The organism is Erwinia artemisiae (genome assembly GCF_051400835.1).
Taxonomy (GTDB): domain Bacteria; phylum Pseudomonadota; class Gammaproteobacteria; order Enterobacterales; family Enterobacteriaceae; genus Erwinia; species Erwinia aeris.
Genome location: NZ_JBLFFM010000002.1, coordinates 291,050 through 305,203 on the forward strand (window position 1 = coordinate 291,050; position 14,154 = coordinate 305,203).

Consider the following 14,154-nt stretch of genomic DNA (forward strand, 5'->3'; position numbering starts at 1 on the left):
GCGTGCGATAAAAAAGGACACAAGGATATGAACAGACCCTCATCAACCGGCAGCAGGCTGGTTTCGGAACTGGGCCGCATCGTCGGCCGCGCCCACTTGCTGACCGATCCGCAAAAAACCGAACGCTACCGCAAAGGCTTCCGCTCTGGCGAAGGCGAAGCGCTGGCCGTGGTGTTTCCCGGCACGCTGCTGGAACAGTGGCGCATTTTACAGGCCTGCGTGGCGGCAGATGTCATCGTGCTGATGCAGGCGGCCAATACCGGCCTTACCGAAGGCTCGACGCCAAACGGCAACGATTACGATCGCGACATCGTGATTGTCAGCACCCGCCGGATGGATAAAATTCAGCTGCTGGATGACGGCAAACAGGTGCTGGCGTTTCCCGGCAGCACGCTTTATCAGCTGGAAAAAATCCTTAAGCCGCTGGGGCGCGAACCGCATTCGGTGATTGGCTCCTCCTGCATTGGCGCGTCGGTGCTGGGCGGCATCTGCAACAACTCCGGCGGTTCGCTGATTAAGCGCGGCCCGGCCTACAGCGAAATGGCGCTCTATGCGCAAAAAGATGCCAGCGGCAGGCTGGTGCTGGTAAACCATCTTGGTATTGAGCTGGGCAGCACGCCGGAGCAAATTCTCAGCCGGCTTGATGATGAAACCTGGCGGCCTGAAGATGTGCGCTACGACAGGCGACACGCGTCGGATCACGACTACGCGGAACGCGTGCGCGAAGTCGAGGCGGATACGCCCTCCCGCTTTAACGCCGATGCGCGGCGGCTGTTTGAGGCTTCCGGCTGTGCGGGCAAGCTGGCCGTCTTCGCCGTGCGGCTGGATACCTTCACCAGCGAAAAAGCCCAGCAGGTTTTTTATATCGGCACCAATCAGCCTGCCGTGCTGGACGAGCTGCGCCGCCATATCCTGCAACACTTTAACGAACTGCCGGTGGCAGGCGAATATCTGCACCGCGATATGTTTGATATTGCCGAAACTTACGGTAAAGACACCTTTGTGATGATCGATAAACTCGGCACCGATAAAATGCCGCTGTTTTTCGCGCTGAAAGGCCATACCGACGCGCTGCTGAAGCGCTTCTCGTTTATTAAGCCCAACCTTACCGACCGCGTGATGCAAAAAATCAGCGGCCTGCTGCCTTCACACCTTCCCGCCAGGCTGAAAGCTTACCGCGATCGTTTCGAGCATCATCTGATGTTGAAAATGGCCGGGCCGGGCGTGGAGGAAGCGCGCCAGTACCTGAAAGATTATTTTCAGCAGGCGGACGGCGACTATTTTGAGTGCACGCCGGAAGAAGGCGGCAAGGCCTTTTTGCATCGCTTTGCCGCAGCGGGCGCGGCCGTTCGCTATCATGCGGTGCATCAGCAGGAAGTGGAGGATATTCTGGCGCTGGATATCGCCCTGCGCCGCAACGATCGAGACTGGTTTGAAAAGCTGCCGCCGGAATTTGACGACGCGCTGGTGCATCGTCTCTATTACGGCCACTTTTTCTGCCACGTCTTCCATCAGGATTACATCGTGAAAAAGGGCGTTGACGCGCATGCCCTGAAGGAGAAGATGTTGCAGATCCTCAGCGAGCGCGGCGCGGAATATCCTGCCGAACATAACGTAGGCCATCTTTACCAGGCCAAACCGCAGCTGAAAGCTTTTTATCAGCAGCTCGATCCCACCAACAGTTTTAACCCCGGCATCGGCAAAACCACCCGGGCGAAAAACTGGGCGGAGTGTGGCTGTACAGGGAAAGCGGAACGCTAAGCCAGATAGCGGCATGACCGATAGGCATGCCGCCTCAGACTGCTGACAAAGATAAAGAATACGTGCGAACCGGACTTTTTGCAGCGAAACCGCAGCCCCGCAGCAGCAGAGGCTGAGCGGATAAGCGGACCGTTTTGGCGCATGGACGCGCCAAACGAGCCTGGAGGGACGTGCGCGTCCGTGTTCCGATCTGCCTCTGCTGCTTTTCACCGGCCCGAACGCGACCTGGTGACAGCATATGAGTTTGTCAGTAATCTCCTGCGGCATATGCCGCCTGGCGTTTACGCCTCGCCGTCCTGCACCACCACTTTCTGACCGTTACGCTGCTCGACGATCATCGTCTGCGGCGTGGAAAGCACGATGCCTTCTTTGCGCAGCCGCGTCAGAATATCAAACAGCAGATCGCTCTTCGCGCCGGAAACCTGGCGCGGACTGGTGACGTTGCCGGTCACCGACAGCACAATGCCGGCCGGGGTAAGATCCTTAAAGGTGACGGAAGGCTCCGGCGTATCCAGAATGCGCTCGTTATCGACATAAACGTCCAGCAGCAGCTGGCGCACCTTGACCGGATCGATATCCAGCGGGAACGTCAGCGTAATGGTCGCCACGCCCTGCGCGTTACCCATTGTCGCGTTACGCACGTTCTGCGAGATAAACTGCGAGTTCGGCACGATCACCGTGGATTTATCGCCCAGCTGGATCTCGGTGGCGCGCACGTTAATACGACGGATATCCCCTTCAATGCCGCTGATACTGACCAGATCGCCCACTTTTACCGGCCGTTCGGTCAGCAGGATCAGACCAGAGATAAAGTTTTTAACGATTTCCTGCAGGCCGAAACCGATACCGACCGACAGGGCGCTGACGATCCAGGCCAGCTTGTTCCATTGCAGCCCCATCACCGACAGCGCCAGCAGGATCACCAACACATAGCCCAGGTTACTGAACAGCGTAATCAGCGACACCCGCATCCCGGTGTCCATAGTGGTTTTCGGCAGGAAATCCTGATCCAGCCAGCGGCGAGCCGAACGCAGCACGTAGATGCCGACAATCAGGCACAGCAGCGCGTTCAGCACGTGCGCCGGCACGATGTTCAGCGACTCCAGCCCTTTGCCGCCCCAGAACTCAATGGCTTTTTGCACCAGCTCAATCGGCGTGGCGCTGCTGAATGTGCCGTTCAGCAAGGCTATCGCGGCGATCAGCACCAGCACGGTTTTACCCAGCGCGCCCAGCAGCGCAGCGACCTGGGAAAGGTGGCGCTCGTCGATATTCAGCGAGCGCTGAATGCCTTTGCCGGTGGCGTTGCTGGTAGAAAACAGCGATTCGCTGGCGTCGGCCACCAGGTGGCTGAGAATATAAAACGAGCCGCAGACGATCCCCGCCCAAACCAGCTCGTAGCTCAGAAAGCGCGCCAGCGTGACGTAGCCGATCACCAGCGCCGCCATAATCGCCACGCCGGTCAGCGTGATCGCCATCTGGATCAGGCCAACCAGCGTCGATTTGGCTTCCGGCTGCGCGCCTTCCAGCGCCAGTTTGCGGCGCACGCGATTGGTGCGGAAACTGATAGAGAGCGCCGCCGCGCCGATCAGCAGCGCGGTGATGCCGTTTGCCATCACCGTGGTGGCGACGCTGGTATTGGCGCTGCTGTTAAGGTTTTCCAGCGCCTGAAACACAAACACCAGTCCCGCCATCAGCGGCGGGAAGGGTTTTAACGCCAGCGCTACTTCGTTGGAAATCGTCGGCAGACGCCAGGAAGGCCGACGCGTGGAGAGAAACGCCCGGCCCAGGCCCGCAATCAGACCGCAGAAGATGCTCAGGCCGACCAGCTTATCGGCAAAGGCGCGCACGTCGTCCGTCACGTCAGGATGACGGGTAAAGGCCAGGTTGAGGAAGTTAAAGGCCAGCACCACGGCGGCCAGCGTGGTCAGCGCAATCGCGGCGGCAAGAAAACTGCGGCGCAAACGTCCTTCCGGCAGACGGTGGATACCCACCCACGCAAGAAACTCTTCCATATAGCGGCGTCCGAACGTCGCCACCAGGCCCGCTAACACTATCCACACCACCGTGCCCATGCGCCAGTCCGGCTGCCAGGCCAGCACCGCCGTATCGGCCAGCTCGTCAAGAAAGCCTTTCACTTTCTCATTGTCGTTGCTCTGGCTGTTGTACAGCGGCGACCAGAAGCGTGGCCCGAAAATACTGCCCGCGTTCAGGGCCAGCTGGGTCTTTAACGCATCGCGGCGCAGGCTGACGATCTGCGTAGACAGGTTGGTCGCGCCGCTTTTAATCGCTTCCGCCTGGCTAATCTGATCGTCGATTTTTGCCTTCTGGTTTTGCAGATTTTTACGCTTGCTGGTGACTTCCGAAGTCTCTTTAACACCGCTTTCCGGCTTCGGCGGCGGGCCGAGCACGTCAAGCTGGGCCTGAAGCTGAGCACGCTGCGGCGTAATGGCCTGCACCAGCGTGTCGGCGTCGCCGGACAGCTCCTGCGCCATCTCGTTCAGCGCGCTAAGCTTGCTGTCGTTGGTTTCGCCGGAAACCTGCTGTTTGATTTTATCCAGCACCTTCTGCATTTTAGGCAGCTCAACGGCGGCGTTGAGTTTGGCCGGTGCCTCGGCGGTTTGCTGGCTGGCATCATCGTCAGCGGCCCAGCTCAGCGCGGGCGAAAACGCGATCAGCGCAAACAGACAGGCGCGTAAAAAAGTCACTATGGTAGACATGAAAAGTTCCAGATATCAGACAATCGGGCGGGCAAACGCGCGCTATTTTAGGGGTTTGCCCGCCTGAAAACCAGCAGATGCTTAACTATTCAGTAACGTCGCCGTTACCGCCATTGCTGACCATTTCCGCCGCGCGCTGCTTTTTATAGCTCAGGGCGGCGGCGGGAACCGGCGAAACTTTCCCCGTTTCCAGCCAGCTGCGCAGACGATTAGCGTCGGCAAAGTGGGTATATTTTCCAAAAGCGTCCAGTACCACCAGCGCCACCGGACGCTGTTTGATGACGGTGCGCATTACCAGGCAGTGGCCCGCCTGATTGGTGAAGCCGGTTTTGGTCAGCTGGATATTCCAGTCAGGCCGGTAAACCAGATGGTTAGTGTTACGGAACGGCAGCGTATAGGGTGGATTGGCGAAGGTTGCCATCTCTTCATGGGTGGTGCTCAGCTGCCCAAGCAGCGGATAGCGCTTGCTGGCGATCAGCAGCTTAGTGAGATCGCGCGCGGTCGACACGTTCTGAATCGACAGCCCGGTAGGCTCTACGTAACGGGTATGGGTCATGCCCAGCTCGCGCGCTTTCGCGTTCATCGCCCGGATAAAGGCGTCGTAGCCGCCGGGATAGTGATGCGCCAGGCTGGCGGCCGCCCGGTTTTCCGAGGACATCAGCGCCAGCAGCATCATATCTTTGCGGCTGATTTCGCTGTTTAAACGCACGCGGGAAAAGACGCCGCGCATTTCCGGCGTATGGCTGATATCCACTTTCAGCATCTCGTTCATCGGCAGATGCGCATCGAGCGCCACCATCACCGTCATCAGTTTGGTGATAGAGGCCATCGGCCGCACCAGATCGGGATGGCTTTCGTAGATCACTTTATTTGTATTGAGATCGACAATCATCGCGCTGCCGGAGGCAATCTGCGGTTGCGCCAGCGAGACCTCGTGCGGGCTGGCAGCGGCCTGATGCACAGCAACCTGTCCGGAAAAAAGCAGGGCCAAACTTAAAAGAGACAAGCGAATTTTTGCAGGCATTATTGAAAACTTAATCGGGTAGTGATTCAGGTATGGCCAGGCCATACGCCGCCGCCGCGAAATGCACGCCACGCGGGGGCTGGCGGCGTCATCATACGATGGTGACTCATCTTTTTCCTAAGGGATATTCGTATCCGGGCGTAACGAATCCGCCGTCGGCGACCCGACGGCGGCGACAGTCAGAACAGGCGATAGCCGTAGCCCCAAAGAACCACGGTCATGGCCAGCAGCACTTCAAAGACCAGCACGCCAATCGCCAGCGTCGAGCCGGAAAAGCGCAGGCTTTCTTCCCGGTCGATATTCAGAAACATAGGGATGCCGAGGTACAGCAGATAGCCGGTATAGGCCAGCGCCAGCGCGCCGACAAAAACGCAAAGCCAGACCAGCGGATAAAGCGCGACCAGCCCGCTGATAAACAGCGGCGTAGCGACATAGCCCGCAAAAACGGTACAGCGTTGCAGGCTGGGACGTTGCGGATAGTTCCGCGCCATCCAGTGGATCACCCGGCCCATCACCGCAACGCCGCCTAAAATCAGGCCATAAAACATAATGGCAAGGGCAAAAGCAGTCATCAGTGACAGCTGAACGGTACGCTGCGCGCCAAAGTCCCAACCCAGTCGGGTGGTGCCGATAAACGCACAAATCACCGGGATCAGCGCCATCAATAAAACGTGATGGGTATAGTGATGCGAAACGGTTTCGTTTTCTTGCCGGATATCGCGCATTTCACGGTCAGGATGCGCAAGAAGTCCCCAGACATGGTTCATATCTTCACTCCTTTAGCTTTGAGAGGCCGCAGCGGACTGGCGGGTCAGGATAAAGTATAAACGATCGTAAACTGTTTATTTTTTAAACGCCGCGTCCGCAGGCTAAGCGGTTCTGTTTGTTACGAAAAAAAGTGCGCTTTACGGCAACTTTTGTCCCGCTTTGGTCATCAACGTTTAGACTAAGAGCTTTTAGCGCATTAACCGCAGGAGCAAAGGCAAATGGATATCAATCAACTGATCACGCAGTACGGTTACGTGGCGCTGTTTTTAGGCTGTATTGCCGAAGGGGAAACCTTCACGCTGCTGGGCGGCGTGGCGGCGCATGAAGGCCTGCTGCACTACGGTCTGGTGGTGCTGGTGGCGATGGCGGGCGGCATTCTGGGCGATACCGCGCTCTTTTTCCTCGGCCGTTACTACGGCGCAAATATCCTTAAAAAATTTACAAAACATCAGAAGCAGATCAAAAAAGCCAACTCGTTAATCCGTAAGCGGCCGGTACTGTTTGTGATCGGCGTACGCTTTATGTACGGCCTGAGAATTGTCGGCCCGATTATCATCGGTTCCAGCCGCCTGAAGCCACAAAAATTTATGCTGCTGAACGTGATTGGCGCGGTGCTGTGGGCGCTGATTTTCGTTTCGCTGGGCTATATCGGCGGCCAGGTTATCGCGCCGTGGCTGCATACGCTGGATCGCCACCTCAAGCAGATTTTCTGGGTGGTGCTGATTGTGGCGCTGGTCTGGGGAGTAAGGATTTGGTTTAAGCGCCGCGCGGCGCACCAGACGGATGAAGAGTAATGCTGACAGACAAAGGGCGAGGTCGCCCTTTGTCATCGGCTACTTCTGAATATAGAACTGCGGGTTCGCCAGCGTAAAGCCGCCGTCTATCACAAAAGACTGCCCGGTAGTGTAGCTGGCCCATTCGGAACAGAGCCAGGCGACCATGCTGGCTATTTCACGCGGATCGCCCGGTCGGCCTGCCGGGATCTCCGGAATAGAAACGTTACGGGCATCATCATCGCTCATGTCGTTCATCGGCGTGGCGATCGCGCCGGGCGCTACCGAATTTACCAGAATGTTATGCGGCATCAGGCTCAGCGCCATCGATTTGGTCAGGCCGCCCAGCGCATGTTTGGCAGCGGTGTAGGCCGTCGAATCCGGCAGCGGCGTGTGCTCGTGTACAGAGGTAATATTGACAATCCTGCCGCCCTCGCCCTGTTCAACCATATGGCGCGCGGCAATTTGCCCACAGATAAAAGCGCCGTCCACGTCCACGGTAAAGACTTTCCGCCACGAATCAAACGAGGTTTCCAGAAAAGGAGATTTATCGTTGGTGCCGGCGTTATTGACCAGGGCGTCAATGCGGCCGAGTTTACTGATTAACGCCTCCAGCGCCTTGCCGCCCTCCTGCGGATCCGCCAGGTCAAGATGCTGAATTTCCGCTCTCCTGCCCAGTGCACGCACCCGTTCCGCCGTATCCTGCGCGCCCTTTTCATCCGAGCGCCAGGTAATGCCGATATCGTACCCCTGCTCCGCTAACATAATCGCGCTGGCCTTGCCTATCCCGGAATCGGAAGCGGTAACAACGGCAACTTTCTGCTCTGCTTTACTCATGGGTTTCTCCTCGGTCGCTGTAAAAAAGCTAAGTATAGATGAGGGAGATTCAGCGGCATTTACACTTGCTTGCGCTTCCTGACGCCCGTCCCGCCGGACGCTGGCTATAGTTAAAAAACAACCGGCTACCCGAGGAAGGGGCATGAGCAAGATAAAAAGAAAGATCGAGGATCATGGCGTTATCGGGGATTTACGCACCTGTGCTTTAGTCGCCAACGATGGCGCAATCGACTACTTTTGCTGGCCGGATCTGGACAGCCCGTCCGTGTTTACCGCGCTGCTGGACGGCGACGAAGCGGGCCTGTTCAGCATTGAGCCTGACTGGCCGGAGGCGCGCCGCCAGCAGCTTTATCTGCCTGATACCAATATTCTGCAAACCCGCTGGCTGGATCGCAAAGGCGTGGCGGAAATTACCGACTATATGCCGCTCTGCCAGCCGGAAGACCGGCAGCCACGCCTGATCCGACGGGTTAAGGTCATTCATGGCGAAGCAACGTTTACGCTGCGCTGCGCGCCGGTTCATGACTATGCCCGCGCGGAGACTACGGCCAGCCTGAGCGAGGGCGACGTACTCTTCAGCGCGGAGAACCAGCCCACGCTGCGGTTGAGCGGTAAAGCTGACTTCCAGCTGGCGCACAACGCGGCAAATTCTACTTTTACCTTACAGGCTGGCGAACACCGCGAGTTCGTGCTGGGCTGCGCGGACGACGAGAAGGTGGATGAGGAAAAGACCGCCCTGTGTTTCCAGGATACGCTGCGTTTCTGGCGCGACTGGAGCGCGAAAAGCACCTATCGCGGCCGCTGGCAGGAAATGGTGACCCGTTCGGCGCTGACCCTGAAGCTGCTGACCTCGTGGAAGCACGGCTCGATCGCCGCCGCCGCCACCTTCGGCCTGCCGGAGGAGCTGGGCGGTGAACGCAACTGGGACTATCGCGCCTCGTGGCTGCGCGACGCCTCTTTCAGCATGTACGCGCTGATGCGGCTGGGCTACGTCGATGAAGCCCGCCACTTTACGCATTGGGTTGGGCGCTGCGTCGAAAACAGCCATCACGACGTGGAAAAACTCCAGGTAATGTATCGCATCGACAGCGGTACCGAGCTGCACGAAAGCGAGCTGCTTAATCTTTCCGGCTACGCGAACTCCACGCCGGTACGCATCGGCAACGACGCCTGGAATCAGACGCAGCTGGATATCTATGGCGAGCTGATGGACGCCGTTTACCTGGCTAATAAATATGGCGAGGCCATCTCCCATCGCGGCTGGCTACACGTCAGTAAAATGATCGATCACGTCGGCGAAAACTGGAACAAGCCCGATGCGGGGATTTGGGAAATGCGCGGTGAACCGGAACATTTTCTGCATTCGCGCCTGATGTGCTGGGTCGCGCTGGATCGGGCGATACGGCTGGGCCAGAAGCGCTCGCTGTCGTTTCCCTATGAGCGCTGGCTACGCATCCGCGACGAGATCCGCGAAGATATCTGGACAAACTTCTGGAATGAAGAACAGGGCCATTTCGTTGCCACACGCCACGGCGACTTTGTTGACGCCTCAATGCTGCTGATGCCGCTGGTGAGGTTCGTCGGCGCGACCGATCCTGACTGGCTGGCGACGCTCGACGTCATTAAAGATAAGCTGGTCAGTGACGGCCTGGTTAAACGCTATAACCGAACCGAAACGCCGGCTGACGGGCTGGAAGGCACGGAAGGCTCCTTTACCGCCTGTTCGTTCTGGTACGTAGAGTGCCTTGCGCGCGCCGGGCGGGTTTACGAAGCCCATTTTGAATTTGAAAAACTGCTAAGCTATGCCAATCCGCTCGGGCTTTATGCCGAGGAGTTCGATCACCAGGGCTATGCGTTAGGCAATACGCCGCAGGCGCTCAGCCATCTGGCGCTGATCAGCGCGGCCTTTTTCCTGAACCGCAAGCTGAACGGCGACGATCCGCTATGGCAGCCCTGACGCGGCGTGCCGCAGAGAACGCTCTGCGGCTAAATTTACGTAAAGCTGGCCTTTGGCCGCAAATGCAGGTTTATTCCTGCTGAGTTATGACCATATAATGTGCAGCCGGTCACAGCTGACCTGCACAGGCTCCTTTATCCACAGTTTACATGGCGCAATACCTTGAAGAATATGAAAAAAAGCATCCGCGCGTTAGCCACTTTACTGCTGGCCGCCACCGCTTACAGCCAGTCTGCTTTTGCCGTGGTTTATAATCTGCCCGCCGCCAACAGCCGTCTTATTGGCGAAAACATTGAAATTACCGTGCCTCAGGACAGCAAACTGCCGCTGGAGGCGTTTGCCGCACAGTATCAGATGGGCCTGAGCAATATGCTCGAAGCCAATCCCGGCGTGGATGTCTATCTGCCGAAAGCAGGCTCAAAACTGATCGTGCCTCAGCAGCTGATCCTGCCCGACGCGCCGCGCGAAGGGGTGGTGATCAACAGCGCTGAAATGCGTCTTTATTACTATCCGAAAGGCGGTAAGACCGTGGTCGTGCTGCCGGTCGGCGTGGGCGAACTGGGTAAAGATACGCCGGTAAACTGGACGACAACGGTACAAAGCAAGAAAGACGGCCCAACCTGGACGCCGACGAAAAAGATGCATGAAGACGCCGCAGCGGCCGGTTCGCCGCTGCCGCCGATCTTCCCGGCCGGCCCGGACAACCCGATGGGCCTTTACGCGCTCTATATCGGCCGCCTGTACGCTATCCACGGCACCAACGCTAACTTTGGCATCGGCCTGCGCGTCAGCCACGGCTGCGTGCGCCTGCGCGCCGACGATATCAAATGGCTGTTCGACAACGTGCCTGTGGGTACGCGCGTACAGTTTATCGACCAGCCGGTGAAGGCGAGCGTGGAGCCGGACGGCACCCGCTATATCGAGGTGCACAACCCGCTGTCGCAGACCGAAGAGCAGTTCAACTCTCGCGAGCCGGTGCCGCTGACGCTGACCGCCGCCGTGAATAAAGTGGTTGGCGACGCCAGCGTGGACAGCGCAAGCCTCGAAGCCGCGCTGAAAGCCCGTACCGGCATGCCGACCAAGGTCAACGGTGCGTCCGGCAACGGCTATGCGGCCCCGATCCCTGTTCAGGAGAACAACAGTGCGCAGCCAACAGAGCAGCCAACCACGCCAGTTACGCCGCAGGGCGCTAACGTGGGCGGCGAGGCGGCCCCGGCGGCTACGGTAGACGGCCAGCCCGCACCTGCGACCGTAGACGGTCAGGCCACCGGCGAAGGCGCAACCGACGCGCCGCAGGCGCCGGCGGCAGGCGACAACGGCTTTGTCGTGCCGGCGCAGCCTGGCCCGGTTTACGATAAGACCACCAAACCGGCAGCGAAAGCCGCTGCGCCAGCACCGCTGTAAGCGAACGCAACGCCAGACTTTACTGACCAGCAAAAACGGGCTTATGGCCCGTTTTTTATTGAACACCGTGGGCTTTCTTACCGTTCTCTCCCGCAACTTTCAATTTTTTCTGAACCTGTTCTGTGATCGTTTTCAATAATTAATACATTCCTGCCAGAGATTATTTTTTTAACGGCTACGTTTTAAAAACGCAACGTCATTCCATTAAAACAACAATGGCCAGCAAAACTTATCTTTCATCTCTGGAAGGCAAAATGGCGAAAAAAAGTAATGCTCAGGATATTGATAAACTGATCGAACTGGTGGGCGGAAAAGAAAATATAGCAACGGTGAGCCATTGTATTACAAGGCTCAGATTTGTGCTTAACGATCCGGCGAAAGCCAGGCCCAAAGAGATTGAAACGCTGCCGATGGTAAAAGGCTGTTTTACCAATGCCGGTCAGTTTCAGGTGGTTATCGGCACGGATGTCGATGACTGGTATCAGGTGCTGCTCAAACAAACACAGCTTAGCGGCACCGATAAAGAAAGCGCCAAGCGGGTCGCCAGGCAGAATATGAAATGGCACGAAAGCCTGATCTCGCACTTTGCCGAAATCTTTTTCCCGCTGCTGCCGGCGCTTATCAGCGGAGGGTTAATATTAGGCTTCCGTAATCTGATTGGGGATTTACCGCTTTATAACGATGCTCCGCTTACCGCCGCGTCGGTAGTATGGAAAAGCGTTTACGATTTCCTGTGGTTAATCGGCGAGGCGATCTTCTTTTATATTCCGGTAGGTCTGTGCTGGTCGGTGGTTAAAAAAATGGGCGGCACCCCGATTTTAGGGATCGTGCTGGGTATTACCCTGGTGTCGCCGCAGCTGATGAATGCTTACCTGTTGGGCCAGCAGGTGCCTGAGTCCTGGAACTTTGGCTGGTTCACTATCGATAAGGTTGGCTATCAGTCTCAGGTTATCCCTTCAATTCTGGCTGGCCTGACGCTGGCATGGATTGAGCTTAAGCTGAAGCGTATCGTGCCGGATTATTTAACGCTGGTGGTGGTACCAGTGGTGTCGCTGCTGGTCGCGGTGTTTCTGGCGCATACCCTTATTGGGCCTTTTGGCCGCATTGTCGGTAACGGCATCGCCTGGGGTGTTAGCCACCTGATGACCGGGCCTTTTGCCCCTGTCGGCTCCGCGCTGTTTGGCTTTTTGTATGCCCCGCTGGTTATCACCGGCGTGCATCAGACCACGCTGGCGGTAGATTTACAGCTGATCCAGAATCTTGGCGGCACACCGGTCTGGCCCATTATCGCCCTGTCGAACATGGCGCAGGGGTCAGCGGTGCTCGGCATCATCTTTATGAGCAAAAAAGTGAACGAGCGTGAAATCTCCGTACCAGCGGCTATCTCCGCTTATCTGGGCGTAACCGAACCGGCCATGTACGGGATCAACATGAAATACCGTTTTCCCATGCTGTGCGGCATGGTGGGATCGGCCTGCGCCGGTCTTATCTGCGGGCTTTCCGGCGTGATGGCGAACGGGATTGGCGTTGGCGGGCTGCCGGCTATTTTGTCGGTTAAAACGCAATATTGGGCCGTGTTTGGCATGGCGATGGTCGTCGCTATTGTTATTCCGCTGCTGCTTACGATGGCGATTTACAAACGCAAACAGGCCGCCGGCAAGCTGCTGGTAGTCTGAGAAAAGGCCGCTAAAAATGACGGAGCGTTAGTCCGTCTGCGGCGAAGACCTCCGGGCGCTACCATTTCAGGCCCAAACCGGTAGTAAAGTTACGCTCGTTGAGCGTATCGCGCGTGCCGCTGACCAGGTTATGGCCGTAGCTGACGTTCAGCGAAGACCAGCTGGTCAGCTGGTAACGCAGGCCGACTTCCGCATCCAGCGTAAAGATGTTGCCATCCAGCGAATGCCCCGCGTCGCCGTGGCTGAACAGCGCAATCTTTCTGCCCTCAAGAAAGCGCTGATAGTCCCAGCGCAGCGACGCGCCTAAATGACTGTCATAACTGCCGTCGCTATAGCCATAGGTAAACGCGCCGCCCAGCAGGGCCAGCGAGAAAGAACCCAGCTCGTCATCCCAGAACTGATAGCCAGGGCCGGTGCCCAGCAGCGCCTGTTCGGAAAGATCCTCCACCCAGTCGCGCTTGTAGCTGGCCCTGCCCTGCCAGAACAGCCGATCCTGAAACTTATAGTCCAGCGCATAGCGAAGGCTGTAGTTTTCGGTGTTCATGCTGTCGTCTTCTTTTTCGCGCGTATAGGTGCCGCCGAAATCGTTACGCCATTTGCCCACGTTGACCTTGTTGTTGTAAGCGAAATGCGAGTCCTGAGTATGGGTAGAGGCTTTTTTCAGGCTGACGCCCACATCGATATTGCCGGTCCAGGTCAGCGCGTCGGTTTTGGGTTTAGGCTTCATAAATTCGTCGAACTTCGCAACCTGAACGCGCTGCTCGTCATCGCCGCGCCGCACCACAATATAGCCCCGATCGGCGGCTTCCAGCTGCGCTTTAAACACCGTATCGCCGCTGCGCAGATCTATCGCCTTTTCACTGGAAAGCGTGCTGACCGCCCCCCAGTCCAGCGAAAGCGTACCGCCGTAGCTGCTGTCCATCACCAGTTTGCCGTCGCTTAACGAGCGGATGGTACCGCTGAGGCGATCGCCATTTTTCATCCAGACCGTATCGGCGCGGGCAGCCCCCGTCGCCAGCACGGGCAGTAATAGCAGGCCGGTAAGCCGCGGGCGAAATAAAGAATAAGACATAGGCGTGAACAGAATCCTCTGAAACGGTGGACGAGTGTCTTTATATCCTGGTTGATAACGCGGGCGCTAAGCACGGGAATATATCTGATAAATAAGGCGATTAACGTTATATGCTGCGTTAGTAGGCGTTATCAGATGCTATTTCGGTCATCTTACTGTCATCAA

At 57.3% G+C, this 14,154-nt stretch carries 10 protein-coding genes; 5 read left to right on the plus strand and 5 right to left on the minus strand.

Translation table 11 applies throughout. The features are described 5' to 3' along the window. Positions 1 to 27 precede the first annotated feature (27 nt). Positions 28 to 1,761, plus strand: coding sequence for a D-lactate dehydrogenase (gene dld / locus ACMGEE_RS05945; RefSeq protein ID WP_394149340.1), 1,734 nt, complete (start codon positions 28 to 30; stop codon positions 1,759 to 1,761). A gap of 281 nt (positions 1,762 to 2,042) precedes the next feature. On the opposite strand, the gene ACMGEE_RS05950 is transcribed toward dld, so the two are convergent. The 3 genes from ACMGEE_RS05950 to ACMGEE_RS05960 all read right to left on the minus strand — a co-directional run bounded on the left by ACMGEE_RS05950 (position 2,043) and on the right by ACMGEE_RS05960 (position 6,269). After that, a complete protein-coding gene (locus ACMGEE_RS05950) occupies positions 2,043 to 4,478 on the minus strand; it encodes a DUF3772 domain-containing protein (protein ID WP_370733844.1) in 2,436 nt (811 codons plus the stop codon). 85 nt (positions 4,479 to 4,563) lie between these two features. Continuing rightward, positions 4,564 to 5,502 carry a D-alanyl-D-alanine endopeptidase gene (gene pbpG / locus ACMGEE_RS05955; protein ID WP_253454811.1) on the minus strand — a complete coding sequence of 313 codons (939 nt, stop codon included), beginning with the start codon at positions 5,500 to 5,502 and terminating at the stop codon, positions 4,564 to 4,566. A 179-nt stretch (positions 5,503 to 5,681) separates the two neighbouring features. Beyond that, positions 5,682 to 6,269: a Yip1 family protein gene (locus ACMGEE_RS05960; RefSeq protein ID WP_436829800.1), complete on the minus strand. Its 588-nt coding sequence runs from the start codon at positions 6,267 to 6,269 to the stop codon at positions 5,682 to 5,684. Between the two features lie 219 nt (positions 6,270 to 6,488). Between ACMGEE_RS05960 and ACMGEE_RS05965 the strand changes: the two genes are divergently transcribed. Then, complete coding sequence (locus tag ACMGEE_RS05965; RefSeq protein ID WP_253454812.1) at positions 6,489 to 7,064, plus strand: DedA family protein; 576 nt, start codon at positions 6,489 to 6,491, stop codon at positions 7,062 to 7,064. Between the two features lie 39 nt (positions 7,065 to 7,103). On the opposite strand, the gene ACMGEE_RS05970 is transcribed toward ACMGEE_RS05965, so the two are convergent. Next, positions 7,104 to 7,880 carry an SDR family oxidoreductase gene (locus ACMGEE_RS05970; protein WP_253454813.1) on the minus strand — a complete coding sequence of 259 codons (777 nt, stop codon included), beginning with the start codon at positions 7,878 to 7,880 and terminating at the stop codon, positions 7,104 to 7,106. Between the two features lie 142 nt (positions 7,881 to 8,022). On the opposite strand from ACMGEE_RS05970, the gene ACMGEE_RS05975 reads away from it, so the two are divergent. The 3 genes from ACMGEE_RS05975 to treB all read left to right on the plus strand — a co-directional run bounded on the left by ACMGEE_RS05975 (position 8,023) and on the right by treB (position 12,917). Continuing rightward, complete coding sequence (locus ACMGEE_RS05975; RefSeq protein WP_436829801.1) at positions 8,023 to 9,837, plus strand: glycoside hydrolase family 15 protein; 1,815 nt, start codon at positions 8,023 to 8,025, stop codon at positions 9,835 to 9,837. 171 nt (positions 9,838 to 10,008) lie between these two features. Next, positions 10,009 to 11,241, plus strand: a complete 1,233-nt coding sequence (locus ACMGEE_RS05980) for a L,D-transpeptidase family protein (RefSeq protein WP_436829802.1) — start codon at positions 10,009 to 10,011, stop codon at positions 11,239 to 11,241. A 254-nt stretch (positions 11,242 to 11,495) separates the two neighbouring features. Further along, a complete protein-coding gene (gene treB, locus ACMGEE_RS05985; RefSeq protein ID WP_436829803.1) occupies positions 11,496 to 12,917 on the plus strand; it encodes a PTS trehalose transporter subunit IIBC in 1,422 nt (473 codons plus the stop codon). 58 nt (positions 12,918 to 12,975) lie between these two features. Here the strand turns inward: treB and ACMGEE_RS05990 are convergent, their stop codons facing one another. After that, complete coding sequence (locus ACMGEE_RS05990; protein ID WP_301251281.1) at positions 12,976 to 13,989, minus strand: DUF481 domain-containing protein; 1,014 nt, start codon at positions 13,987 to 13,989, stop codon at positions 12,976 to 12,978. Between the last annotated feature and the right edge of the window lie 165 nt (positions 13,990 to 14,154).